The 23,564-nt window shown below is 68.8% G+C and carries 24 protein-coding genes; 7 read left to right on the top strand and 17 right to left on the bottom strand.

Going from position 1 to position 23,564, the window contains the following annotated elements; translation table 11 throughout:
* The first annotated feature begins 100 nt into the window (after window positions 1–100).
* Window positions 101–859 (top strand): hypothetical protein, encoded by a 759-nt coding sequence (locus ACFE87_RS22580; protein ID WP_375461912.1) that lies wholly within the window; start codon window positions 101–103, stop codon window positions 857–859.
* Window positions 860–994: 135 nt separating this feature from the next.
* On the opposite strand, the gene ACFE87_RS22575 is transcribed toward ACFE87_RS22580, so the two are convergent.
* Window positions 995–2,803, bottom strand: coding sequence for an IlvD/Edd family dehydratase (locus ACFE87_RS22575; RefSeq protein ID WP_375461911.1), 1,809 nt, complete (start codon window positions 2,801–2,803; stop codon window positions 995–997).
* Window positions 2,804–3,016: 213 nt separating this feature from the next.
* Here ACFE87_RS22575 and ACFE87_RS22570 point away from each other — a divergent pair, with 213 nt between their 5' ends.
* Window positions 3,017–4,330, top strand: coding sequence for a capsule biosynthesis protein (locus ACFE87_RS22570; protein ID WP_375461910.1), 1,314 nt, complete (start codon window positions 3,017–3,019; stop codon window positions 4,328–4,330).
* Here the strand turns inward: ACFE87_RS22570 and ACFE87_RS22565 are convergent.
* The 4 genes from ACFE87_RS22565 to ACFE87_RS22550 form a co-directional block, all read right to left on the bottom strand.
* Entirely contained in the window at window positions 4,320–4,784 is a 465-nt protein-coding gene (locus ACFE87_RS22565; protein WP_375461909.1) for a DUF4126 family protein, read from the bottom strand. The genes ACFE87_RS22570 and ACFE87_RS22565 overlap by 11 nt on opposite strands.
* Before the next feature lie 33 nt (window positions 4,785–4,817).
* A complete protein-coding gene (locus ACFE87_RS22560; RefSeq protein ID WP_375461908.1) occupies window positions 4,818–5,639 on the bottom strand; it encodes an alpha/beta fold hydrolase in 822 nt (273 codons plus the stop codon).
* Window positions 5,640–5,748: 109 nt separating this feature from the next.
* Window positions 5,749–6,942 carry a pyridoxal-phosphate-dependent aminotransferase family protein gene (locus ACFE87_RS22555; RefSeq protein WP_375461907.1) on the bottom strand — a complete coding sequence of 398 codons (1,194 nt, stop codon included), beginning with the start codon at window positions 6,940–6,942 and terminating at the stop codon, window positions 5,749–5,751.
* A 147-nt stretch (window positions 6,943–7,089) separates the two neighbouring features.
* Window positions 7,090–8,178: an ATP-dependent RecD-like DNA helicase gene (locus ACFE87_RS22550; RefSeq protein ID WP_375461906.1), complete on the bottom strand. Its 1,089-nt coding sequence runs from the start codon at window positions 8,176–8,178 to the stop codon at window positions 7,090–7,092.
* A gap of 169 nt (window positions 8,179–8,347) precedes the next feature.
* Here ACFE87_RS22550 and ACFE87_RS22545 point away from each other — a divergent pair, with 169 nt between their 5' ends.
* A complete protein-coding gene (locus tag ACFE87_RS22545) occupies window positions 8,348–8,953 on the top strand; it encodes a Spy/CpxP family protein refolding chaperone (protein ID WP_375461905.1) in 606 nt (201 codons plus the stop codon).
* 90 nt (window positions 8,954–9,043) lie between these two features.
* On the opposite strand, the gene coaA is transcribed toward ACFE87_RS22545, so the two are convergent.
* Genes coaA through hisB form a run of 8 tightly spaced genes read right to left on the bottom strand, consistent with a single transcriptional unit; the run spans window position 9,044 to window position 15,907 of the window.
* The gene (coaA, locus tag ACFE87_RS22540; protein WP_375461914.1) at window positions 9,044–9,988 is read right to left on the bottom strand and encodes a type I pantothenate kinase; all 945 of its coding nucleotides are present in this window, start codon (window positions 9,986–9,988) and stop codon (window positions 9,044–9,046) included.
* Window positions 9,989–10,041: 53 nt separating this feature from the next.
* Window positions 10,042–10,365, bottom strand: coding sequence for a phosphoribosyl-ATP diphosphatase (locus ACFE87_RS22535; protein ID WP_375461904.1), 324 nt, complete (start codon window positions 10,363–10,365; stop codon window positions 10,042–10,044).
* 3 nt (window positions 10,366–10,368) lie between these two features.
* Entirely contained in the window at window positions 10,369–11,145 is a 777-nt protein-coding gene (gene hisF / locus ACFE87_RS22530; RefSeq protein WP_375461903.1) for an imidazole glycerol phosphate synthase subunit HisF, read from the bottom strand.
* 8 nt (window positions 11,146–11,153) lie between these two features.
* Window positions 11,154–13,415: an SLC26A/SulP transporter family protein gene (locus ACFE87_RS22525; protein ID WP_375461902.1), complete on the bottom strand. Its 2,262-nt coding sequence runs from the start codon at window positions 13,413–13,415 to the stop codon at window positions 11,154–11,156.
* Entirely contained in the window at window positions 13,412–14,179 is a 768-nt protein-coding gene (hisA, locus tag ACFE87_RS22520) for a 1-(5-phosphoribosyl)-5-[(5-phosphoribosylamino)methylideneamino]imidazole-4-carboxamide isomerase (protein ID WP_375461913.1), read from the bottom strand. The genes ACFE87_RS22525 and hisA overlap by 4 nt, the downstream gene beginning before the upstream one ends.
* On the bottom strand, window positions 14,167–14,823 hold the full coding sequence (hisH, locus tag ACFE87_RS22515; RefSeq protein ID WP_375461901.1) for an imidazole glycerol phosphate synthase subunit HisH: 657 nt from the start codon (window positions 14,821–14,823) through the stop codon (window positions 14,167–14,169). The genes hisA and hisH overlap by 13 nt, the downstream gene beginning before the upstream one ends.
* Window positions 14,820–15,323 carry a DUF2628 domain-containing protein gene (locus tag ACFE87_RS22510; protein WP_375461900.1) on the bottom strand — a complete coding sequence of 168 codons (504 nt, stop codon included), beginning with the start codon at window positions 15,321–15,323 and terminating at the stop codon, window positions 14,820–14,822. Before ACFE87_RS22510 ends, hisH begins: the two co-directional genes overlap by 4 nt.
* Window positions 15,320–15,907 (bottom strand): imidazoleglycerol-phosphate dehydratase HisB, encoded by a 588-nt coding sequence (hisB, locus tag ACFE87_RS22505; protein WP_375461899.1) that lies wholly within the window; start codon window positions 15,905–15,907, stop codon window positions 15,320–15,322. The genes ACFE87_RS22510 and hisB overlap by 4 nt, the downstream gene beginning before the upstream one ends.
* A 187-nt stretch (window positions 15,908–16,094) precedes the next feature.
* Between hisB and hslV the strand changes: the two genes are divergently transcribed.
* The 4 genes from hslV (at window position 16,095) to recF (ending at window position 20,212) form a co-directional block, all read left to right on the top strand.
* Window positions 16,095–16,646 (top strand): ATP-dependent protease subunit HslV, encoded by a 552-nt coding sequence (hslV, locus tag ACFE87_RS22500; RefSeq protein ID WP_375461898.1) that lies wholly within the window; start codon window positions 16,095–16,097, stop codon window positions 16,644–16,646.
* Window positions 16,647–16,777: 131 nt separating this feature from the next.
* The gene (locus tag ACFE87_RS22495; protein ID WP_375461897.1) at window positions 16,778–17,752 is read left to right on the top strand and encodes a Bug family tripartite tricarboxylate transporter substrate binding protein; all 975 of its coding nucleotides are present in this window, start codon (window positions 16,778–16,780) and stop codon (window positions 17,750–17,752) included.
* Window positions 17,753–17,945: 193 nt separating this feature from the next.
* Window positions 17,946–19,085, top strand: a complete 1,140-nt coding sequence (gene dnaN / locus ACFE87_RS22490) for a DNA polymerase III subunit beta (protein WP_375461896.1) — start codon at window positions 17,946–17,948, stop codon at window positions 19,083–19,085.
* The gene (gene recF, locus ACFE87_RS22485) at window positions 19,082–20,212 is read left to right on the top strand and encodes a DNA replication/repair protein RecF (RefSeq protein WP_375461895.1); all 1,131 of its coding nucleotides are present in this window, start codon (window positions 19,082–19,084) and stop codon (window positions 20,210–20,212) included. Before dnaN ends, recF begins: the two co-directional genes overlap by 4 nt.
* Before the next feature lie 4 nt (window positions 20,213–20,216).
* Here the strand turns inward: recF and ACFE87_RS22480 are convergent, their stop codons facing one another.
* From ACFE87_RS22480 to rpoD, 4 genes are all read right to left on the bottom strand, one after another.
* On the bottom strand, window positions 20,217–20,507 hold the full coding sequence (locus ACFE87_RS22480) for an HlyU family transcriptional regulator (RefSeq protein ID WP_375461894.1): 291 nt from the start codon (window positions 20,505–20,507) through the stop codon (window positions 20,217–20,219).
* Window positions 20,508–20,613: 106 nt separating this feature from the next.
* Window positions 20,614–21,192 (bottom strand): Uma2 family endonuclease, encoded by a 579-nt coding sequence (locus ACFE87_RS22475; RefSeq protein WP_375461893.1) that lies wholly within the window; start codon window positions 21,190–21,192, stop codon window positions 20,614–20,616.
* A gap of 78 nt (window positions 21,193–21,270) precedes the next feature.
* Window positions 21,271–21,852 (bottom strand): Uma2 family endonuclease, encoded by a 582-nt coding sequence (locus ACFE87_RS22470; RefSeq protein WP_375461892.1) that lies wholly within the window; start codon window positions 21,850–21,852, stop codon window positions 21,271–21,273.
* A gap of 432 nt (window positions 21,853–22,284) precedes the next feature.
* On the bottom strand, window positions 22,285–23,564 hold a 1,280-nt coding region (gene rpoD, locus ACFE87_RS22465; protein ID WP_375461891.1), incomplete at its 5' end, for an RNA polymerase sigma factor RpoD.

Here is a 23,564-nt window from a genome sequence, read left to right as displayed (position 1 = left end):
GGCGACGAGGCCGTCCTCAAAGCCGTTCGAGAGCCTTCTTCAACAGCCTGCTAGGCGAGAATCTAGTCGAGCATGACCTGCCCGCCAAGACGAAGTCGAAATGAACCATCTCCTCGGCGCCGTTCCTCAGGCACTAGAAAAGGAGCTGTTCGAAAAATTCCGCGAGATAGAGCGCAATTTTAGAGAGCGAAGGTGGGAACCTGCCGAACTGAACGGCGGTAAACTATGCGAGGTTGCCTATTGTATCTTAAGAGGTCACATCGATAGTAACTTTCCCGTAAAGTCGTACAAGCCAGTGAATTTCTATGAGGCTTGCCAAAAGCTCGAGAAGGAGCCGGCGTCGTGGGGTCGCTCAATTCGTATTCAGCTGCCGCGCATTCTGATTGCCCTGTACGAAATTCGGAACAATCGTAACGTCGGCCATGTAGGCGGCGACGTTGATCCAAACCACATGGACGCGGTTTGCGTGCTGCACATGGCGAAATGGATGGTCGCGGAGCTTGTGCGCATTTTCCATGGCGTCTCCCTCCCCGATGCCACCGCGATGGTAGAAGCAATCTCGGAACGAGAAGTGTCTTTAATCTGGGACACTGGGAGTGTTCGCCGCGTGCTGGACAACAGGCTGTCGATGCTCGAGAAGACGCTCGTTCTATTGTTCGGCTCGACACAGCCGCTCAGCGAGTCGGACCTTATCAAGAGCCTGGAGCACTCTAATCCCTCGGTCTACAGGCGTGATGTGCTTCGCCGTGCACATGCCGATCGCCTCCTCGAATATGGTGTAGACACGAAGACGGTGAGAATCTCGCCGCTAGGTATCAGACGGGTCGAGACAACGATCCTCTCAAAGGCCCAAGCCTAACCCTCTTTTGCTTCACCGGGTTGGCGCGATCCCGGAGAGGCGCTGGCCGCCGACCAAAGCCCCTCCTCGCCCCTCACCCGGTCCGCGTGGCCGCGGACTCGACCTCTCCCCGCTGCACTGGGCGAGGCGGGCGCCTCAATGATTATCCCGCGGCACGCCCATCGTCTGCGCCACCCTTTGAAACTTCACCGCCCCCTTCATCACCATGCCCTCGTTGAGCTGGGCGACGTTGGCCCGGTAGAGCTCCTGCCAGGGGGTCTGCGAGGCCGGGAAGGCGTAGCCGCCGCGTTCGGCGAGGCTTTGGCGGCGGCGTTCCAGCTCTTCCGCTGGCAGGAGGATGTCGGCCGAGCGGGTGTTCAGGTCGATGCGGACGCGATCCCCGGTCTGCAGCAGGGCCAGGCCGCCGCCGGCGGCGGCTTCGGGTGAGGCGTTGAGGATCGAGGGGGTGCCGGAGGTGCCCGATTGCCGGCCGTCGCCGATGCAGGGGAGCGAGGTGACGCCCTGTTTGATGAGGTGGCCGGGGGGCTGCATGTTCACGACCTCGGCCGCGCCCGGATAGCCGATCGGGCCCGCGCCCCGCATGATCAGGATGGTGTGGTCGCCGATGCCGAGGGACGGGTCGTCGATGCGGTGGTGGTAATCCTCCGGCCCGTCGAAGACGACGACCGGGCCCTCGAAGGCGTTCGGGTCGGCCGGGTCGGCGAGGTAGCGGTCGTGGAATTCCTTCGAGATCACGCAGGTCTTCATGATCGCGGATTCGAACAGCGTGCCCTTGAGGTTGAGGAAGCCGGCGCGCTCCATCAGCGGGTCGCCGTAGGGCCGGATCACCTCGGGGTTCCAGGACGGCTTGTTCCGGCAATTGTCGCCGATGCTGCGGCCGTTCGCGGTGAGCGCGCCCTCGTGGATCTTGCCGGCGCCGATCAGCTCGGAGATCACGGCCGGGAGGCCGCCGGCGCGGTGGTATTCCTCGGCGAGGTAATGGCCGGCCGGCTGCATGTTGACGAGCAGCGGGATCTCGAAGCCGATCCGCTCCCAATCGTCGCAATCGAGCGGCACGCCGATGTGCTTGGCGATGGCGTTGATGTGGATCGGGGCGTTGGTCGAGCCGCCGATGGCGGCGTTCGCGACGATCACGTTCTCGAACGCCTCGCGGGTCATGATGTCGGAGGGTTTCAGGTCCTCCCAGACCATGTCGACGATGCGCCGGCCGGTGAGGTAGGCGGCCTGGCCGCGCTCGCGGTAGGGGGCCGGGATGGCGGCCGTGTTCGGCAGCGACATGCCGAGCGCCTCGGCCAGCGCATTCATGGTCGAGGCCGTGCCCATCGTGTTGCAATGGCCGGTCGAGGGGGCGGAGGAGCCGACGATGTCCATGAATTGCTGGAAGTCGATGTCGCCGGCGGCGTGGCGCTCGCGCGCCTTCCAGAGCACGGTGCCGGAGCCGGTGAGCTCCTTCTGCCAATAGCCGTTCAGCATCGGGCCGACATTCAGCGAGATCGCCGGCAGGTTCACGGTCGCGGCCGCCATCAGGCAGGCCGGCATGGTCTTGTCGCAGCCGGTCAGCATCACGACGCCGTCGAGCGGGTAGCCGTAGAGCACCTCGACGAGGGACAGGTAGGAGAGGTTGCGGTCGAGGCAGGCGGTCGGGCGCTTGCCGGTCTCCTGGATCGGGTGGCAGCCGAATTCGAAGGCGATGCCGCCGGCCGCCGTGATGCCGTCGCGCACCCGCTTGGCGAGTTCGATGTGGTGGCGGTTGCAGGGCGAGAGGTCGGAGCCGGTCTGGGCGATGCCGATCAGCGGCCGGCCGGAGCGCAGCTCCTCGGGGGTGAGGCCGTAATTCAGGTAGCGCTCGAGATAGAGCGCCGTCATGCCGGGATTGTCGGGATTGTCGAACCATTGCCGGGACCGGAGGTCTTCCGGCTTCATCACCCGCGCCCGCTCCGACATCCCGCCCGCTCCCGACCGTCTCGCGCGCCTCGCCGGGCGCGTCCCTGCGGCGGTTGTGCATCCTGGAACCGTTCGTGACAACCGGGCTGGAGGCGTTCCCTCCCCCTCGCGGGGAGGGTACGGCGCCCCCGGCTTGCCGCGGGGCCGCCCGGGACGGTAAGGCTCTGCCGCGGCGCGGCGGCTGCCGGCACGGTGAGACTTGGATCAGACGGCGTGGCGGTCGAGGGCGGGGCGATGACGGATCCGGCCCCGGGCGGAGCGCAGGCGGGACCCGGCGCGTCGCCTGGGCGCGGCACCTACCTCTTCCTGCAGGGTCCGATCACGACCTATTTCGCGGAGGTCGCCGACACGCTCGAGCGCGCCGGCCATCGCTGCCTCAGGGTCAATCTCTGCTTCGGCGACCGGCTGTTCTGGCGCCGCCCGGGCGCGATCAACTTCAGGGGCTCGCGCGAGGCCTGGCTCTCCTTCGTGGCCGACCTGATCGACCGCGAGGGCGTCACCGACATCATGCTGCTCGGCGAGCAGCGCTTCTACCACAAGGTCGCGATCGCGGTGGCGAAGTCGCGCGGCGTGCGGGTGACCGTGACGGATTTCGGCTATCTCCGGCCGGACTGGATCACGCTCGAGCGCGACGGCATGTCGGCCGACAGCCGCTTTCCGCGCGATCCCGAGGCGATCCTGGAACTCGGCCGCCGGGCGCCCGAGCCGGACCTGCAGCAGCGCTACCGCGACAACTTCCTGCTCCAGTCCGTCTGGGACATGGTCTACCACATCTCGAGCTCGCTCCTCTGGTTCCTGCATCCGGGCTACCGCTCGCACCAGGTGCACCATCCGGCGCTCGTCTATATCGGGACCGGGATCCACCTCCTGCGCATCCGCCGCAACGGCCCGATCGCCGACCGGCTGGTCGCCGGGCTCACGGCCGCGAAGACGCCCTATTACGTCTTCCCGCTGCAGATGGAGACGGACTTCCAGCTCCGGGCCTATTCGCCCTTCAACGACCTCAAGACGCCGATCCACAAGGTGATCCGCTCCTTCGCCGAACATGCGCCGAAGGTCTCGCGCCTCCTCATCAAGATCCACCCGCTCGATCCGGGCGTGCGCAACTGGAACCGGATGGTGCGCCGCTCCGCCCGGCGCTGGGGCGTGGCCGAGCGGGTGCATTATCTCGACGGCGGCTCGCTCGCCCATCTCCTCGACGGCTCGCACGGCGTCGTCACCGTGAACTCGACCGTCGGCATCTGGGCGCTCCGGGCCGGTCACCCGGTCGTGACGCTCGGGGCGGCGGTGTTCGACATCGAGGGCCTGACCTTCCAGGGCCCGCTCGACCGCTTCTGGACCGAGGCCGAGCCGCCCCACCGCGATCTCTGGGACGCCTTCGTCCGGGCGATCGCCGCCGAGATCCAGATCCGGGGCGTCTATTACCGGCGCGAGGGGCTGAACGTCGCCGTGGCCGAAACCGCCCGACGGCTCGCCGCGCGGGACCGGGACGAGGCGGACATCGGAGACGCGCACCTCACCGCATAGCAAAGACGATCAGCACGGCCGCGAGCAAAGCGGCCGCGTCCTCGATCAGGGCGGCCGGTAGGTCGCGGCCGAAAGCGGCGGCGAGGCGGGACCGGATCTCGGCTCCGCCGAGCGTGCCGATCACCGCGCCGACGACGCCCGCGAGCGCGCCGGCGATGAGCGAGCCCGCCGGCGCGACGAGCGCGGCGCCGGCGAGCGCACCGACGATCACCCGGCCTCCGAACTGCACCGGCACGGTGCGGCGTGGCGTCGAGGGGAGTTGGTCGGTCACGAACTCGCCGAGCGCGAGCGCGGTCGCGATCCAGGCCGTCCAGCGATAGCCGAGAAAGGCGAGCCAGGTGCCGCCGAGATCGACCAGGCCGAGACGCGCGGCCCAGGAAGCGGCCGCGAAGGCGACCATCGTCCGCAATCCGGCGACCACGCCGATCAGGAGGGCGAGCATGTAGACGACCATGGCGATCCGGCCTCCTCCTGCGTGGTGTGCCGCTCAGCTCCGGATGAAGGCGAGCAGGTCCGCGTTGAACTGGTCCTGGTGCGTCTGGGCGAGGCCGTGCGGGGCGCCCGGATAGACCTTCAGGATCGCGCCCGGCACGATCTTCGACGACATCATGGCGGCAGCGCCGATCGGCACGATCTGGTCGTCCTCGCCATGAACGATCAGGGTCGGCACGTCGATCGCTTTCAATGCCTCCGTGTAATCCACCTCCGAGAACTCGCGGATGCAATCGAGCTGCCCCTTGAGGCCGCCCATCATGCCCTGCAGCCAGAACGAATCCCGGATGCCCTCGGACAGCGTCGCGCCCTGTCGGTTGTAGCCGTAGAACGGGCTCGCGAGGTCCTTGTAGAATTGCGCCCGGTTGTCGAAGGTCCCCTTGCGGATGCCGTCGAAGACCTCGATCGGCAGGCCGCCCGGATTGGCTTCGGTCTTCAGCATCAGCGGCGGCACGGCGCCCAGGAGCACCACCTTGGCGATCCGGCTCGTGCCGTGCCGGCCGACGTAATGGGTGACCTCGCCGCCGCCGGTCGAATGGCCGACCAGGACCGCGTCCCGAAGATCCAGCGTCTCGAACAGCTCGGCCAGGTCGTCGGCATATTGGTCCATGTGATTGCCGTCCCAGGTCTGGTCGGAGCGGCCGTGGGAGCGGCGGTCATGGGCGATGACGCGATAACCCTGCTGGCCGATGAAGACCATCTGGGCGTCCCAGGCGTCCGAACTGAGCGGCCAGCCATGGGAGAAGACGACCGGCTGCCCCTTGCCGCCATCCTTGTAGAAGATCGTCGTGCCGTCCTTCGTGGTGATCGTGCTCAATGCGGTCTCCTGTCGTGCAGCGCGCGCTCGCCGGCGCAGGCGGGCGAACGGGGCGACGCCGCGCCCCATCCAAGATCCGGACCTAAGCGGCCGACATGACGCGAACGCGTCAGGCCGGCAGCCCGTCCGGGCTCGCGCGTTCCGCCGCGAGATGCTCGATCGCGGCCCTGACGCCGCCCGTTCCATGCGGAACCCCGAGCTCGATGAAGGCGAGTTCGAGCGCCGAGAGACAGCCGAGGATCATGGGCTCGTTGATATCGCCGAGATGGCCGATCCGGAAGGCCTGGCCCCCGAGCGCGCCGAGCCCGCCCGCGACCGAGACGCCGAGCGTCTCGCGCGTGTGGGTGCGGATCCGGTCGGCGATCCCGCCCGCGACGCGGATCGCCGTGACGGTCACGGCGCGCTGCTCCCGAATCGGTGCGTTGAAGGAGAAGGCGCCGGCCTCGCCCCAGACCTCGACCGTCCGATGAACCGCGCCCGCGATACGCCGGTGCCGTGCCTGGATTGCCGGCAGGCCCTGCTCCCGGATCAGATCCAGGGCCGCCCGGAGCCCGAACATGAGTTGCTCCGGCATGGTGCCGTTGAACTTCATGTAGGATTCCTCGCCGAGGCGGGGCCCCCAATCCCAGTAGCGCTGGTGGCGCGGCAGCCGGGCCGACATCTCGACCGCGCGGTCGTTCGCGGCCAGGATCGCGAGGCCCGGCGGGCACATCAGCGCCTTCTGCGAGGCCGCGATGGCGACGTCGACGCCCCAGGCATCCATCTCGAAGGGCATCGCGGCGAGCGACGCGATGGTGTCGGCGACGAGGAAAGCCGGATGGCCGGCGGCATCGATCGCGGCCCGGATCGCCGGGATGTCGTTCGCGATCGCGGTCCCGGTATCGACCTGGACGGCGAGCACCGCCTTGATCCGGCCGGCCTTGTCGTCGCGCAGATGCCGCTCGACCTCGTGCGGGTCGATCGCGTGCCGCCAATCGCCCTCGATCACCTCGACCGTGAGCCCGAGCGCGCGGGCATGGTCGGCCCAGCTATTCGAGAAATGCCCGACCTCGGGGACGAGGACGACGTCGCCCGGCACGCAGAGATTCGAGAGCGCCGCCTCCCAGCCGCCATGGCCGTTCGCGGCATAGACGAAGACGTGGCCGGAGGTGCGGAACACGTCGCGGAGGTCGGCGAAACAGGTCCGGGCGATCTCCTTCAGGCGCGCATCGACGAAGTCGAGCGGCTGGGCATGCATCGCCCGCAGCACGCGGTCCGGGATGTGGGTCGGCCCGGGTGAATGCAGAAATTCGTGGCCGATCATCATCCTGTCCTGGGCTGCGGCTCGAGCCCCCGCCTACCTGATCTCGCGGCCCTCTGCCATGCAGGGACGGTCTCCGGCAGCAAGGGCCATCGTGGCGCCTTTGCGACTCGCCCGATCGAGGGCGCAGCGGCCCGAGGATACAGCGGGCTATTGCACCACGGTCAGCCGCTTCGCCGCCCGGGTGAGGCCGGTATAGAGCCATCGGGCACGGTGTTCGCGGAAGGCCCAGCTCTCGTCGAAGAGGACGACGTCGTCCCATTGCGAGCCCTGCGCCTTGTGGACGGTGAGCACGTAGCCGTAGTCGAACTCGTCCGACTTGCGGCGCAGCGCGAAGGAGAGCTCGTCCTCGCGACCCTCGAAGAATTCGCGCGGCACCTCGACCCGGATCGAGCGCCGCTCCTCCTCCTCGGGCGCGACGTCCATGGCGAGGCAGCCCTTCTCCTCGCCGGCGAGGCGCTTCACCGTGAAGATGCCGCCATTCAGCACGCCCTTCGTCTTGTCGTTGCGGAGGCAGACCAGCGTCTCGCCAACGGCCGGCATCGGGTCGCGGAAGCCGAGGAGCTGGCGGATGCGGGTCGTGTAGAGGCGGCGCGACTTGTTCAGTCCGACGAGGACCTGGTCGGCTTTCAGGATGGCGTCGGCATCGATCTCGCGGCGGGAGATGACACGGCTCTCGCCATATTGGCCGCGCTCCAGCGTGCCGCCCTCGCGCACCCGGATCGAGAGGTCGATGATCGGGTCGTCCTTGGCCTGCCGGTGAACCTCGGTCAGCATCGCGTCGGGCGGATGCTCGGTGAAATAGCCGGCCCCTTTCACCGGCGGGAGCTGGGCCGGGTCGCCGAGGACGAGGACCGGCGTGCCGAAGCCGAGGAGGTCGCGGCCCAGATCCTCGTCGACCATCGAGCATTCGTCGATGACGATCAGCTTCGCCTTGGCGGCGGCGCTCTGGCGGTTGACGACGAAGCGCGGCCCGGTCTCGCCCTGGCCGCGCGAGCGGTAGATCAGGCTGTGGATGGTGGAGGCGTCGGGACAGCCCTTCTCCCGCAGCACGAGGGCCGCCTTGCCCGTGAAGGCCGCGAAGAGGACGTCACCGTCGACGGCTTCCGCGACGTGGCGGGCGAGCGTCGTCTTGCCCGTGCCGGCATAGCCGAACAGTCGGAAGATCGGCCGGTCCGCCGCCTCCAGCCAGCGGGCAACGGCCCGCATGGCGCCATCCTGCTCGGGGGACCAGCTCATGAGCGCGGCGTCGGGCGGAGGCGGGGGCGGTCGGGCATGGCCGGCTGTAGCGCAGGGCGCGGGCCGCCGGAACCCGGGACGCGACGAACCTGTCCAAGATGTCACGGCGCGGCGACACGGCCGTAAGCCCGCCTCCCGCATTCTCCGTGTTTAATCGAGGAGCACCGAGATGAGACGCATCGTGACGGGTATGGTCGCCCTGGTCGGCGTGGCGGCGGCGGCCGCGGCCGTCGCGCAAGGCGGAGCCGGCAGAGGCGATCCGGACGGCCCCTTCCGCGGTGGTCGCGGCGACCGCCCGATGATGAGCCCGTCGGACCGCGAGGCCTTCGCGGATGCCCGGATCGCCGCCCTCAAGGCCGGGCTGAGGCTTACGGCCGACCAGGACAAGCTGTGGCCGCCGGTCGAGGACGCGCTCCGGTCGCTCGCGAAGCAGCGCGGCGAGGCTCGTGCGGCGCGCCGCGAACGCTGGGCCTCGATGCGGGAGAGCGACCAGACCGATATCCCGGCCCGGCTCCGCTTCATGGCCGACCGGCAGGCCGCCTCCGCGGCCGCGCTGCGGCGCCTGGCCGACGCGTCGACGCCGCTCCATGCGAGCCTCGACGAGGGCCAGCGCCGGCGCATGCAGGTCCTGGCCCGCTTTCTCGGTCCGGGTCGCGGCATGAAGGGCGGAGAGGGCGGTGGGCACGAGCGCCGCATGCGGCGCGGCGCAGTCGAGGACGGGCTCCGCGACTTCGCCGAGTCGGACCGGCCGGCGCGGCCGGCGACCGCGCGCTGAGCCGGCGGCCGGGGCGCAGAGCCTCGGCCCAGGTTAGCGCCGCGATCCAGGCGCAGGAGCGCCAATACGGCTGCGGCTAGGGCTTTGCGCTCACAGCCGCCGCAGTGCCACCCGTTCAATCCGGTGGCTCGCGCCCTTGCTCAGGATCAGGCTCGCGCGCTGCCGCGTCGGGACGATATTCTCGCGCAGATTCGTCAGGTTGATGCGATCCCAGAGCCCCTCGGCGAAGTCGATGGCTTCCTTCTCCGACAGGGTGGCGTATTTGCGGAAGTAGGAGAGCGGGTCCCGGAAGGCCGTGTTCCTGAGCCGCAGGAAGCGATGCAGGTACCAGCGGTGCAGGTCCTCCTCGTCGGCATCCAGGTAGATCGAGAAGTCGAAGAAGTCGGACACGAAGGGGATCGCGGCCCCGTCGCGCGGGAGCCGGGCCGGCTGTAGGACATTCAGCCCCTCGACGATGAGGATGTCCGGCCGGTCGACGACGGTCTGCTCGCCCGGCACCACGTCGTAGACGAGGTGGGAATAGAGCGGCGCGAGCACGCTGCCCTTGCCGGCCTTGATGTCGGACAGGAAGCGCAGCAGCTTCGCGGTGTCGTAGCTCTCGGGGAAGCCCTTGCGGTCCATCAGGCTGAGCCGGGTCAGCTCCGCATTCGGCCGCAGGAAGCCGTCGGTCGTGACAAGGTCGACCTTGGGGGTGTTCGGCCAGCGCGCGAGCAGCGCCTTCAGGATGCGGGCCGTGGTCGACTTGCCGACCGCGACCGAACCCGCGATCCCGATGATGTACGGCACCTTGCCGGCATCGGCCTGCAGGAAGCGCTGGGTCGCCTTGAACAGGCCCTGGGCGGCCGCCACGTAGAGCGCGAGGAGCCGCGACAGCGGCAGGTAGATCGCGATCACCTCGTCCAGCGAGATCGGGTCGTTCAGGGATTGGAGCTGCTCGACCTCCTCGGCGCTGAGCGTCAGGGGCGTGTCGGCCCGCAGACGCGCCCATTCCTCGCGCGAGAAGCTGCGATAGGGCGAGAGGTCGGCCTGGGCCAGCGACGGCGCCGGTCCGCCGGGGACCTGCCCGGCCGGGGTCTCGACCGCGGCGCTCACGACGGGCTCCTGGCGGCCTTCTCGGCGACGCCCGATTGTCCGGTCCGCCGCCCGAGTTCGGCTACGACCTCGTCCAGCGTCACACCACCGACGCGAAGAACGACGAGAAGGTGATAGACGAGGTCGGCCGCCTCGGCGACCAGCGCCGTCCGGTCCTTCCCCAGGCTGGCGATCACGACCTCGACGGCTTCCTCGCCGAGCTTCTTCGCCGCGAGCGGCGGGCCGCCGGCCAGCAGCTTCGCCGTATAGGAGGTGTCGCCACTGCTCGCGCCGCGCGAGGCGACGATCCGTTCGAGGTCGGCGAGGGTGAAGCTCGTCATGCGTTACGCGGTCAGCCTCACCGGGATTCCCGCACGCGCCATGTGGCGCTTGGCGTCGGCGACCGAATGCTCGCCGAAATGGAAGATCGAGGCGGCCAGGACCGCGCTCGCGTGACCGTCTCGCACACCGGCCACGAGGTCGTCGAGCCCGCCGACGCCGCCCGAGGCGACGACCGGGATCGACACAGCATTCGAGACCGCCCGGACGAGCGCGAGATCGTAGCCGGCCCGGGTGCCGTCGCGGTCCATGGAGGTCACCAGGAGTTCGCCCGCCCCGAGCCGGGCAACCTCCTGGCTGAAGGCGATGGCGTCGAGCCCGGTCGCCCGGCGGCCGCCATGGGTGAAGATCTCCCAGCGGTCGGGCCCGCCCGGGCCTGCGACGTTCTTCGCGTCGATCGCGACGACGATGCATTGGTTGCCGAATTTCCGGGCCGCCTCGCGCACGAAGGCGCGGTCGTTCACGGCCGCGGTGTTGATCGAAACCTTGTCGGCGCCGGCGAGGAGGAGGTTGCGGATGTCTTCGACGCGCCGGATGCCCCCTCCGACCGTCAGGGGCATGAAGCATTCGGCCGCGGTCCGGGCCACGATGTCGAGCAGGATGCCCCGGTCCTCGTGGCTCGCCGTGATGTCGAGGAAGCAGAGTTCGTCCGCCCCCGCCGCATCATAGGCCCGCGCGGCCTCGACCGGATCGCCCGCGTCCCGGAGGTCGACGAATTTCACGCCCTTCACGACGCGCCCGTCCTTCACGTCGAGGCAGGGGATGATGCGGATCTTCAGCATGACCTATCCTACGTCTCGGAGAGCTGGAGCTCGGCCGAGGTGGCCCGAAGACGCTGGGCCGTCAGGCGCGCGATGGTGGCGAGGAGAGACTGGCCGAGATGCGGCTCCTGCCGCATCAAGCCGTCGAAATCCTCCGCGCTGAGAACATAGGTCTCGACCTCGCAATCCGCCACGACGTCGGCCGAGCGCGGCCGGCGGTCCAGCAGGCCGAGCTCCCCGACCGAGGTGCCCGGCCCCAGCCCGGCGACCCGCTTCAGGTGACGCGCGGCATCGAGCCGGACGCTGACGCTGCCTCGCGTAATGAGCCAGAGCTTGTCGGCCGGCTCGCCGGTCCGGCAGAGCGCCTCGCCCTGCCGGTATGTCACGGGAACGAGGCGTTCGGAGAGGATTCCCATTTCCCGCTCCGACAATCCGCCCGCGAGATCGGTCTGGTCGAGGCGGAGGGCAGCCCAGGTCGTCCGGGAGGCCTCCTCATGCCCCAACTGGATGTCCTCGGCGAATTCCAGCGCGGCATCGAGGTCCTGCACGACGATGCTGCACGGAAGGTCGGCCTGGGATTCGTCCAGGAGGGCACGGTAGGTCGGCCTGGCGCCGCAGACCACGAGCCTGAGCTGCCGGTCGCGACAGCGTTCGCCGATCTGCCGCAGCACGGCCGCGCCCGAGGTGTCGAGGTCAGTGACCCTGTGCAGGTCGAGCACGATGATCTCCGCCTCCTCCTCGAGGTTGCGGATCCGGGCGGCCAGATCGTCCGCATTGCCGAAGAAGAGGACGCCCTGGAGCTGGAGCACCAGGGTTTCGCGTCCGTGCAGTTCGAGGATGGCCCGGTCATGCTGCGACCGGATGCGTTTCGAGAAGGCCTGCGAGGCGTCGAATTCCCGGCGCACGATCGGCCGGCTCATCTCGGCGATGAAGACGAGGCACGAGACGACCACGCCCGCGAGCGCCCCGACGACCGGCTGGCCGAGGACCGTCGCGGCCATGACGGCGACGACGATCAGGGCGTTGCGGCGGGCCCGGGTCCGCCCGCTTGGGTCGGTCGCGAAGAACATGTCCCGCATGACCACGACGCACCAGCGGTCCCACATCCGAAGCGAGATGGACACGAGCAAGGCGGACAGCACCACGAGCGGCAGGGCCGCGATCACGCTCGGCGCGAGCCCGGCCGCGACGAGGAGAACGAGGGCGACCGCGACCGTCGAGAGCCGGGTGCGACCGCCGGAGTCGAAATTCGTTCTCGCAAAGGCGAGCGAGGAGGTCACCGCGAGCCCGCCGACCAGGGCCGAGGCGATGTTCGCGGCACCCTGGCCGGCAAGGTCGCGACGAGGCGCGGTATCGAGATCGGCGAGGTTCTGGGCGGACCTGAACGCGAAGGTGTAGTCGAGCGTGCCGAGAAGCCCGATCGTCAGCGAGGTGAGGAGCAGGGATTGCAGGATCGTCCGGTCCAGGAGGACGTAGCGAAGGGCGTCCAGATCGATCTTGAGCCCGATCGCCGCCTGGCGGAGCGAGACGGATCCGATCGTGTGTCCGAGGCCGAGCGTTGGCCAGGCCTTCTCGATCGCATGCCAGGCGATCGTGCCGACAAAGAGCGCCACCAGCATCGCGGGCAGCTTTGGCGCGGACCATTCCGAGATGCGGATGAACAGGATGACGGCGAGACCGAAAAGCGGCATCGCGGGCGACGGCAGGTTCAACCCGGCGAGCGAGGAGACGAGCGACCTGAGTGACGGCTCGTCGAAGAGTCGCGGCAGCTGCTGGATGAAGGTCAGGACGGCAAGCCCGGTCACAAATCCGGCGAGCACCGGATAGGGCGTGAACTTCACGACCCGGGTCAGGCCCGAGACCGCGATCAGCATCTGCCAGAGGCCGGCGCAGATGATGGAAAGGGGCATGATCACGAGGGCGGCCGCCGTGTCGCCGCCGAGCGCCCCGAGCAGGGTCGACAGGAATGTCGCCTGGATGAGCGCCATCCCGACCGGGGTGGTGTTCGGGATGAAGGACGAGGTGCGGACGAGGGCGCCGATCAGCCCGCCGGCGACGCCGCACAGGATGCCGGCCGCGGCACCGGCTCCGATATGGTCGCGCCCGAGAGGCTCGTAGGCGAGCACGCCGGCCGTGACGCAGATCGGAAGCGTGATCAGCCCGACGGTCGCCCCCGCCCCGATCTCACGTAGCAGGCCCGGAAGGCGGCCGGCGGGCTCGCCGGAGCCGCGAAGGGAAACCCGACCCGGCGCGGGACCCTGGTCCTGCGCCGACTGGACGTCCGCGCTCATCCGGCGCGGGCCTCCTCCGTCCGCCGGGTCCCGGCCGCGATGGCGGCGAGCGCCTCGGCCGGATCGATCCGGCCGTCATAGAGCGCGCGGCCGGTGATCGCGCCCGCGAGCCTGGCGCAATCCGGCTTCGTCAGCCGCTCGATATCGGCGAGCGAGGCGAGTCCGCCCGAGGCGATGACCGGGATCGCGACCGCGCGGGCAAGCGCCAGCGTCATCGGGATGTTCAGCCCCTTCAGGATGCCGTCCCGGGAGATGTCGGTGTAGATCAGGGCGGCCACGCCCACATCCTCGAAGCGGCGCCCGAGCTCCTCGGCCGTGATGCTGGAACTCTGGGCCCAGCCCTCGACCGCGACCTTGCCGTCCTTCGCATCGATCCCGACCGCGATCCGGCCAGGATGGAGCCGCGCCGCCTCGCGCACGAAATCGGGATCGCGCACGGCGGCGGTGCCGATGATGACCCGCCGGACACCCTTGGCGAGCCAGCCCTCGACGGTGCGCATGTCCCGGATGCCGCCGCCGAGCTGCATCGGGATCGAGATCCGGCCCAGGATGTCGTCGACCGCCCCGCCGTTCATCGGACGGCCCGCGAAGGCGCCGTCGAGATCGACGATATGCAGCCACTCGAATCCCTGCGCGACGAAGCGCTCGGCCTGATCGCCCGGGTCGTCGTTGAAGACGGTCGCGCGCGACATGTCGCCCTGGATCAGGCGGACGCAGCGGCCTTCCTTGAGGTCGATCGCCGGGAACAGGATCACGGCGACCAGCGCAGGAAGTTGGCGATCAACCGCAGCCCGAGCGTCTGGCTCTTTTCAGGGTGGAATTGCGTGCCGGCCATGTTGTCCCGCGCCACGACCGCGGTCACCGCGCCGCCATAGGCAGAGACGGCGACGAGATCCTCGGGATTCGTGGGCTTGAGGGCGTAGGAATGGACGAAATAGGCGTGCAGCCCCTCGGGTCCGAGCGGGATGCCGTCCGTCAGCGGGTGGTCGCGCTGCGGGTGGAGCGTGTTCCAGCCCATATGGGGAATCTTCAGACCCGGGTCGTCCGGACGGACGGCCTCGACGTCGCCGCCGATCCAGTCGAGCCCGGCGGTGGTCTCGGTCTCCCGGCCGCGCGTCGCCATGAGCTGCATGCCGACGCAGATGCCGAGGAACGGCCTGCCCTTGCCATGCACGGCCTCGGTCATGGCCTCGACCATGCCGTCGACGGCACCGAGCCCGCGCCGGCAATCGGCGAAGGCGCCGACGCCCGGCAGCACGATCCGGTCGGCAGCCGCCACCACCTCCGGATCCGCCGTCACCAGGATGCGGTCCTCGCAGCCCGCCTCGCGCGCGGCCCGCTCGAACGCCTTCTGGGCCGAATGCAGGTTACCGGAACCGTAATCGACGAGGGCGACGGTCCGGCTCACCGGCGACCCTCAAGATCGGGGAAGAGGCCGATCACCGGCTCGGGACCCTGCCGGTAGGACGGGAGCGACGGGCCACCCGCCGAGAAACGACGGGCCGGCTCGGCCGGGCTCCGGTCCGAGAGCCAGCGGCCAAAACTCTTCGCCTCGGCCTCGGCCTCGTTCGCGGCATAGACGACGTCCACGACAGGCCGGCCCCGGCGCGCGAAGGCCCAGCGCCGAAGGGTCGCGCCTTCGAGGCCGAGTAGCGCATGCAGCAGCAGCTCCGCCGTCACGATCGTTCCGGAGCCGGCGCCGGCCGCCCGGAGGGCCACGGCGAGGCCGATCGAAACAGCCACGGCGCCAAGCGCGAGCAGCCAGTGACGGTGGCGCAGGAACCACAGAACCGGCACCAGGAAGGCGCCCCAGGAGAAGCCGTCGCGCACGAGGTCCGCGCGCTCCAGCGCATGCGGGTCGCCCGGCGCCGCATAGGGTGCGACGTGAAGCGTGTAGGTCGCTCTCACAGGTTCCCCTTGGTCGACGGCACCCGTCCGCCCTCCCGCGCATCGAGCGCGGAGGCCTGCCGCAAGGCGCGGGCCAGTCCCTTGAAGCAGCTCTCCGCGATATGGTGGCTGTTCGATCCGTAGAAGGTCTCGACATGCAGTGTCACGCCAGCATTCATGGCGAAGGCCTGAAAGAATTCGCGCACGAGTTCCGTATCGAACGTACCGACCTTCTCGGTCGGGAAGACGGTGCGAAAGACCAGGAAGGGACGTCCCGACAGATCGATCGCGACCCGCGTCAGCGTCTCGTCCATCGGGAGATCGAGGCTGGCATAGCGGGCCACGCCGCTCTTGTCGCCGAGAGCCTTGCGAACCGCCTCGCCCAGCGCGATGCCGGTATCCTCGGCCGTGTGATGGTCGTCGACCTGCAGGTCGCCCTCGACCTTGCAGCTGAGATCGATCAGCGCGTGCCGGGCGAAAAGCTCGAGCATGTGATCCAGAAAGCCGATCCCGGTCGACACCGTGCAGTCGCCCGTGCCGTCCAGCGCCACGGAGAGGGTCACGTCGGTTTCGCGGGTTCGTCGGCTCACGCTCGCGGCGCGCATGACGCTGTCCTGACTGATGGGGCGTCCTCGGGAAGACGCGTCTTGGGCCGCCTCACCGGGAGGAGCCGGCCGGCTCCATAGCAAGGAGGGTGCCCCCGCGCCACCTTGCCGTCCGGCTCCCGTGGATTTCTGACCGCCGATGATTAAGTGAGCGTTCCGCCCCCACGGCTCGGAGACTCACCTGACGATGACCGATGCGAACCCGCCCTCGATGCACGCGACCACGATCCTGATGGTCCGCAAGGGTGGGCGCGTGGTGATCGGCGGCGACGGACAGGTGAGCCTCGGACAGACGATCGTGAAGGGCAATGCCCGCAAGGTCCGCCGGCTTGCCAAGGGCTCCGTCATCGGCGGCTTCGCGGGTGCGACAGCCGACGCCTTCACGCTGTTCGAGCGGCTCGAGGCGAAGCTCGAGCAATATCCCGGGCAGCTCACGCGCGCCTGTGTGGAGCTGACCAAGGACTGGCGCACCGACCGCTATCTCCGGCGCCTCGAAGCCATGATGCTGGTGGCCGACCGCGACGTCGGGCTGCTGCTGTCCGGCGCCGGCGACGTGCTCGAGCCCGAAGCCGGCGTGGCGGCGATCGGCTCCGGCGGCAATTTCGCCCTCGCGGCCGCCCGCGCGCTTGCCGACTCGGAGATGGATGCCGAAGCGATCGTGCGCCGCGCGATGGCGATCGCGGCCGAGATCTGCGTCTACACGAATGCGAATGTCGTCGTGGAGAGCCTCGACGAGTAGAGCCCCGCCCGCGAGCAAGGGGCGGCACCGACGTCCTGCACGAACCGATCTCGCCAGACCGGGCCGCTTGCGCATAGGATGCGGCAACGGTCCGGCGGCGACGAAGATCGGCCGACCGTGGGAGGATGGTCATGACGCTCACCTGGTCCCGACGCACGATCCTGGCTGCCGGTGCGCTGCCCGCGCTCGCATCGCGCAAAGCCTTCGCGCAGAGCTATCCGGTACGCCCGATCCGATGGGTGGTCGGCTATCCGCCCGGAGGCACGACCGACGTTCTGGCGAGGCTGATCGCGGAGCCGCTCAGCAAGCGGCTCGGCCAGCAGGTCTATATCGACAACAGGCCCGGCGCCGGCAACAATATCGGCACGGAAGCGGTCGTGAACGCCGAGCCCGACGGCTACACGATCCTGCTGGTCAATCCTGCGAACGGCATCAACGCCACGCTCTACAAGAAGCTGAGCTTCAATGTCGTCCGGGACATCGCCCCGGTGGCCGGCATCACCCGCTCGCCGAACATCATGGAGATCAACCCGAAGATCCCGGCCAAAACGGTCGCCGAGTTCATCGCCTATTGCAAGGCGAATCCCGGCAAGGTGAACATGGCCTCGTCCGGCCTCGGCACCTCCGTCCACATGTCGGGCGAGCTGTTCAAGGCCATGACCGGCGTGGACATGGTCCACGTGCCCTATCGCGGAGCCGGTCCGGCCCTGATCGACATGATCTCGGGCCAGGCGCATGTCCTCTTCGACAATCTCCCGTCCTCGATCGAGCATGTGCGTTCCGGCAGCCTGCGGGCGCTGGCCGTCACCACGACGGAGCGGTCGCCCGCCCTGCCCGACGTGCCCACCGTCGCCGAGACCGTTCCGGGCTACGAGGCAAGCGCCTGGTTCGGAATTGGAGCCCCGAAGCGGACGCCGCCCGAACTGATCGACCGCCTCAACCGCGAGGTGAACGCGATCCTGGACGAACCCGCCACCGTGAAGAAGCTCGCCGATCTCGGCGGAACCCCTCTGCGGCTCACGCCGGCCGAGTTCGGCAAGGTGATCGTCGACGAGACCGCCAAGTGGAGCAAGGTCGTCGAGTTCTCCGGCGCGAAGCTCGACTGACCCTCCTCTCGACGAAGGGCGAGCCGGAGTCGCTGCCGCGAGCGCCGGACCAGGCTTTCCTGAGTCCGGCGCGACCCGGTCACGCGCCCTTGCCATCCCGGCGGGGCTTCGCCAATGTGCCGCCCCCGCCGGTCGAGGGCTGACGCGAGATCAACCAGACGGCGGCGGCGTCCTCGGGGTCAAGAGTCACACCATGAAGGTCACCGTCGAGCGTGCCGCGCTCCTCAAGGCGCTCGGCCACGTGCATCGCGTCGTCGAGCGGCGCAACACCATCCCGATCCTGTCGAACGTCCTGTTGCGGGCGGAGGAGGACGGCCTCCGGCTGAAGGCGACCGACCTCGACATCGAGGTGACCGAGACCGTGCGGGCCGAGGTCACGCAGCCCGGCGCCACGACGGTGCCGGCGCATGTCATCTACGACATCGTCCGCAAGCTCGCCGACGGCGCCCAGGTCTCCCTCGAGACGACCGGCGAGACCGGCCAGATGCAACTCCGCTCCGGCCGCTCGCGCTTCATGCTGCAGGCGCTGCCCGAGACCGACTTTCCGGACATCGCGGCCGGCGAGATGCCGCACGGCTTCGGGCTGCCGGCATCGGACCTGCGCCGCCTGATCGAGAAGACGCAATTCGCGATCTCGACGGAGGAGACGCGCTATTATCTGAACGGCATCTTCCTCCACACGATCGAGGTCGAGGGCGCCACCATGCTGCGGGCGGTCGCGACCGACGGCCACCGGCTGGCCCGCGTCGAGATGCCGGCGCCGGAGGGATCGGCCGGCATGCCGGGCCTCATCGTGCCCCGCAAGGCCGTGGCCGAGATCCAGAAGCTCGTGGCCGACGAGAGCGCCGATGCCGAAGTCCGGATCGACCTCAGCCCGGCCAAGATCCGCTTCGCCTTCGGCGGCGAACGCAGCGGCGGCGTGGTCCTGACCTCGAAGCTGATCGACGGGACCTTCCCGGACTACCAGCGCGTGATCCCGACCGGCAACGACAAGCGCCTGATCCTCGAGCGCAAGGACTTCCAGAACGCCGTCGACCGCGTGTCGACCATCTCGTCGGAGCGCGGCCGGGCCGTGAAGCTCGCCCTCACCGAGGGCCGCATGACGCTGTCGGTCAACAATCCGGATTCCGGCAACGCGGTCGAGGAGATCGACGCCGATTACGATGCGGCGCCGCTCGATGTCGGCTTCAACGCCCGCTACCTCCTCGACATCACGAACCAGCTCGACGGCGACACGGCTTTGTTCAAGCTCGCCGATCCCGGCTCGCCGACGATCATCCAGGACCGCGAGGGTGCCTCGACCCTCTACGTCCTGATGCCGATGCGGGTGTGACGGACGCCCCCCGCGTCATCCGCCTCATCCTGCAGGATTTCCGCAGCTACCCGGCCTTCGATCTCGCGCTGTCGCACCGGCTCGTCGCTCTCTCGGGCGAGAACGGGGCCGGCAAGACGAATGTCATGGAAGCCCTGTCGCTGTTCGCGCCGGGACGCGGATTGCGCCGGGCGGAACTCGGCGAGATGGTCCGGATCGGGCGCGACAGTTTCGCGGTCTCGGCCGCGGTCACGACGGGCGAAGCCGAGCATCGGCTCGGCTGCGGGCTGGAAGCGGGGGAACCCGGCCTGAGGCCGGCCCGGACCTACCGGGTGGATGGCGCCTCCGCCGGTTCACCGGCCGCCTTCGCCGAGCATCTGCGGATCGTCTGGCTGACGCCGGACCAGGACGGGCTTTTTCGGGGCACGCCCGGCGAGCGCCGCCGCTTCCTCGACCGACTGGTCCTGGCCGTCGACGCCCGCCACGGCGCACGCGTCGCGGCGCTCGAGCGTGCCACGCGGTCGCGCAACCGGCTGCTCGAGGACGGCGCGACGGGCGCGTGGCTCGACGCCACCGAGCGCGAACTCGCCGAACTCGCGGTCGCGGTCGCGGCCGCCCGGCGGGAAACGGCGGAGCGGCTCGACGCGGAGCTCCTCGCCGCGTCCGGCGACGACTCGCCCTTCCCCTTCGCCCGGGTCGCGCTCGCGGGCGAATTCGAGGACCTGTGCCGGGACGGCGCCGCGATCGACGTCGAGGATCGCTACCGCGCGCTCCTGCGCGAGAGCCGGGGCCGCGACGCCGCCGCAGGCCGGACCCTCATCGGGCCGCATTCGACCGACCTCCTCGTCCGGCACGGCCCCAAGGATCTGCCGGCCGCGACCTGTTCGACCGGCGAGCAGAAAGCGCTGCTCCTCCGCCTCGTCCTCGCCCACGCGCGGCTTGTCGAGCGGATGAGCGGCCTTGCGCCGCTGGTCCTTCTCGACGAGGTCGCCGCGCATCTCGACCCGGGCCGCCGGGCCGCCCTCTACACGGCCCTGGAGGCGCTGGGCGGGCAGGTCTGGATGACTGGCGCCGATCCCGCCCTGTTCGCGGATCTCGAAGACCGGGCCGACCTCGTCGCGATCAGGCCTGGCGCGTCGGGCCGCTAGCCTCTTAGCGAAACATCCGCTCGCCCTGCTCGTCGACGAGCTGGCGGCCCTTCTGGAGCGAGAACTCGGTCGCGTCGTCCTGCGTCGCGAAGCGGTCGGCCCGGACGAAGCGATGCTCCTTGACCGTCCCGTCCACCTCCTTGCGAACGGTCCCTGCGGTCTGAAACTGGCCACCCTCGGCCTGGTACGGCTCCGCCAGGATGGTGAAGCCCTTGTGCTCCTCCTCAGCGGCCGGCTTCGCGGGGCCGGGCTCGGCGGCAGGGCTGCCGCCGAAGAGACGTTTCCAAAGGGACATGGGACAGGCTCGCTCCGTGACGTCGCGCGCTTACTGCAGAAAGAGCCCCGACCGCGCAACCGCGGGCTCGTGGGCGCGGCATCGGATCGCGTGTTACACGGCACCGTCAGCCGGGCTGCAGCGCATCCAACGAGAAGCCTAACACCGCCGGTGCATGACGTGGCAGCAGCGGCTCCGTCGCGTCCGCCCGCCCGACATTGGAATAGCCGTCCGGTGTCGGATCACGGTGAAGATACACGACCCGGCCGGCGACATCGATCACCCAAAGCTCGTTCACGCCGAACGAGGCGTAGATGCCGGGCTTTTGCGTGAGATCGTAGGCAAGCGAGCTGTCCGCCACCTCGATCGCGAGGAGCACGTCGGGACCGGCCAGCCCTTCGAGCGTCGCCCGCGCCCGGAACGCGATGAAGTCGGGTTCGAGATAGGTCTTCGGCGAGAGGTACAATCCTGTCTCCGGCAGGAAATCGTAGCCCTCGGGGCAATGGCGGCCCCAGAGTCGGTTGATGGCGCCCTTCACGCCCTCGTGCCGATAGCCCTTCGGCGACATCTCCACGATCTCCCCGTCGAGCACCTCCAGCCGCTCGTCCTCGCCGATCAGCCCGACCTCGACCATGCGGGTGACGTCGGCCACGGTGAAGCGGCGGCGCGGGAGGCCTTCGGCCAGCGCGTGGAAGGGCGCGTTCATGGGAGAAGGCTATCAGAGATCGTGTCGGGGTCCAGGGTGGGCGGAGCAGGGTCTCGGCCGAGTGCTTGCAGAAGACGGTCAGTGCAACGTCAATTCGGAGAGGGTCACTGCGAGGTCGGGAGCCCGGACAGGGACGAGCCGCACCCCTCCGTCGCGATCCTGCACGTCGCGATAGCCGGAGGGAGCGGGATCACGGTGGATCCTCGTCTCGCGCGTGACCGCGTTCACCACCCAGAGCTCGACGATGCCGAAGCCGGCATAGAGGCGAGCCTTCAGGCCCTGGTCGTAGGCGAGGCTGGTATCGGCGATCTCGACGACAAGCTGGGCCGTGCCCGAGGCGAGGCCATTCCAGCCGACCGACTCGGGATAGAAGATGATATCCGGTTCGAGATAGGTGTCGGGAGCCAGCCGGAACGTGGTTTCTGTGACGAAGACGAGGCCGGGCGGCAATCGTTGAGCCCAGTAGATCGTGAGAGCGCTCTTCATCCGCTCGTGAAAGCTGCCTTTCGGCGACATCGGCACTATCTCCCCGCCGATCAGCTCGATCCGCTCCTCGCGTCCGAGCAGGCCGATATGGCTCATCCACTCCACCTCCTGCACGGTGAAGCGGCGGCGCGGGAGGCCTTCGGCCTCGTTGGTGGTGTTCAGCTGAGCCGACATCGCCGACATTCTAGCATGATCGAGGCCGGTCTGAAGCCGTTTCGATAACCGGTGCCCTGAAGCCGAGGCACGGCTCGCCCGTCCGATCAGGATTCGATGATGCCGCCGATGACCGCGCCTGCGATCTCGATGGTCGTCGACACGACCGTGCCGGTGACCTCGATCGCGGCGCCGAGGGTATCGCCGATGACCTCACCCACGCCGCTGAACGCGATATCGCCAGGCCTTCGATCGCATCGCTGACCGGCGTGCCGCCGGAACCGGCCTTCTTCTGCTCCGCCTCGGCAGAAGCCTGAGCGACGACCGCCGCCGGATCGAGTTTGCCCTCGCCTGTCGCGCTCATCCCGTCTCCCCCCGATGTCGGCGGGCGGGCGGTAGTGACGAAGTGCGGCCTTACGGTGGCCTCACCCGATCTGCCGCGAGGCGGCCGGCCTAGTTGTCCAGGAAGCTGCGCAGCTTCCGGGAGCGGCTCGGATGCTTCAGCTTGCGGAGCGCCTTCGCCTCGATCTGGCGGATGCGCTCGCGGGTGACGCTGAACTGCTGGCCGACCTCCTCCAGGGTGTGGTCGGTGTTCATGCCGATGCCGAAGCGCATGCGGAGCACGCGCTCCTCGCGCGGCGTGAGCGAGGCCAGCACCCGCGTCGTCGTCTCGCGCAGGTTCGACTGGATCGCCGCGTCGATCGGCAGGATCGCGTTCTTGTCCTCGATGAAGTCGCCGAGATGCGAATCCTCCTCGTCCCCGATCGGGGTTTCGAGCGAGATCGGCTCCTTGGCGATCTTCAGGACCTTGCGGACCTTCTCGAGCGGCATGGCGAGCTTCTCGGCCAGCTCCTCCGGGGTCGGCTCGCGGCCGATCTCGTGCAGCATCTGGCGCGAGGTCCGGACGATCTTGTTGATCGTCTCGATCATGTGGACCGGGATCCGGATGGTCCGGGCCTGGTCGGCGATCGAGCGGGTAATCGCCTGCCGGATCCACCAGGTCGCGTAGGTCGAGAACTTGTAGCCGCGGCGATACTCGAACTTATCGACGGCCTTCATCAGGCCGATATTGCCCTCCTGGATCAGGTCCAGGAACTGCAGGCCGCGGTTCGTGTATTTCTTGGCGATCGAGATCACGAGGCGGAGATTGGCCTCGATCATCTCCTTCTTGGCCTGCCGGGCCTCGCGCTCGCCCTTCTGGACCGAATGCACGATCTTCCGAAATTCCTGGATCTCGAGCCCGGTCTCGGAGGCGAGCGTGTGGATATTCTCGCGCAGGTCGTGAATCTGCGTCTTGCCGCCGCTGACGAATTCCTTCCAACCGCGGCCGCCGAGCTTCGACACCCGCAAGATCCATTTCGGATCGAGCTCGGCGCCCTGATAGTGCTGCAGAAACTGGGTGCGGGGCACGCCGAAGGACTCGGCGAGCCGCATCAGCTTGCCCTCGTGGCTGATCAGCCGCTTGTTGATGTCGTAGAGCTGCTCGACGAGCGCCTCGATCCGGTTGCCATTCAGCGACAGCGACTTCACGTCCGAGATGACGTCGTTCTTCAGGGTCTTGTGCTTGCGCTCCTGGGCCGGCGTCAGCTGCTTGTTCTGCAGCTTGAGCTCGACATGCTCGACCTGCAGGCGACGGAGCTTCTTGTAGTTCTCGGCGATGGCGTTGAAGGTCTCGAGAACGCGCGGCTTGATCTCGGCTTCCATGGCCGAGAGCGAGACGTTGTTCTCCATGT

It is taken from the genome of uncultured Enterovirga sp., assembly GCF_964242715.1.
Classification (GTDB): Bacteria; Pseudomonadota; Alphaproteobacteria; order Rhizobiales; family Beijerinckiaceae; genus Enterovirga.
Note: the sequence above shows the minus strand (reverse complement) of the source record. Positions and strands in the feature narration are given on the sequence as shown.

Coding starts and splice junctions, on each gene's coding strand:
- ACFE87_RS22475 (WP_375461893.1), bottom strand. CDS start 21,192: ATGAACGCGCCCTTCCACGCGCTGGCCGAAGGCCTCCCGCGCCGCCGC.
- ACFE87_RS22575 (WP_375461911.1), bottom strand. CDS start 2,803: ATGTCGGAGCGGGCGCGGGTGATGAAGCCGGAAGACCTCCGGTCCCGG.
- ACFE87_RS22580 (WP_375461912.1), top strand. CDS start 101: ATGAACCATCTCCTCGGCGCCGTTCCTCAGGCACTAGAAAAGGAGCTG.
- ACFE87_RS22550 (WP_375461906.1), bottom strand. CDS start 8,178: ATGAGCTGGTCCCCCGAGCAGGATGGCGCCATGCGGGCCGTTGCCCGC.
- ACFE87_RS22480 (WP_375461894.1), bottom strand. CDS start 20,507: ATGTCCCTTTGGAAACGTCTCTTCGGCGGCAGCCCTGCCGCCGAGCCC.
- ACFE87_RS22470 (WP_375461892.1), bottom strand. CDS start 21,852: ATGTCGGCTCAGCTGAACACCACCAACGAGGCCGAAGGCCTCCCGCGC.
- ACFE87_RS22565 (WP_375461909.1), bottom strand. CDS start 4,784: ATGGTCGTCTACATGCTCGCCCTCCTGATCGGCGTGGTCGCCGGATTG.
- hisB (WP_375461899.1), bottom strand. CDS start 15,907: ATGCGCGCCGCGAGCGTGAGCCGACGAACCCGCGAAACCGACGTGACC.
- ACFE87_RS22525 (WP_375461902.1), bottom strand. CDS start 13,415: ATGAGCGCGGACGTCCAGTCGGCGCAGGACCAGGGTCCCGCGCCGGGT.
- hslV (WP_375461898.1), top strand. CDS start 16,095: ATGACCGATGCGAACCCGCCCTCGATGCACGCGACCACGATCCTGATG.
- dnaN (WP_375461896.1), top strand. CDS start 17,946: ATGAAGGTCACCGTCGAGCGTGCCGCGCTCCTCAAGGCGCTCGGCCAC.
- ACFE87_RS22535 (WP_375461904.1), bottom strand. CDS start 10,365: ATGACGAGCTTCACCCTCGCCGACCTCGAACGGATCGTCGCCTCGCGC.
- ACFE87_RS22545 (WP_375461905.1), top strand. CDS start 8,348: ATGAGACGCATCGTGACGGGTATGGTCGCCCTGGTCGGCGTGGCGGCG.
- ACFE87_RS22495 (WP_375461897.1), top strand. CDS start 16,778: ATGACGCTCACCTGGTCCCGACGCACGATCCTGGCTGCCGGTGCGCTG.
- ACFE87_RS22555 (WP_375461907.1), bottom strand. CDS start 6,942: ATGATCGGCCACGAATTTCTGCATTCACCCGGGCCGACCCACATCCCG.
- hisF (WP_375461903.1), bottom strand. CDS start 11,145: ATGCTGAAGATCCGCATCATCCCCTGCCTCGACGTGAAGGACGGGCGC.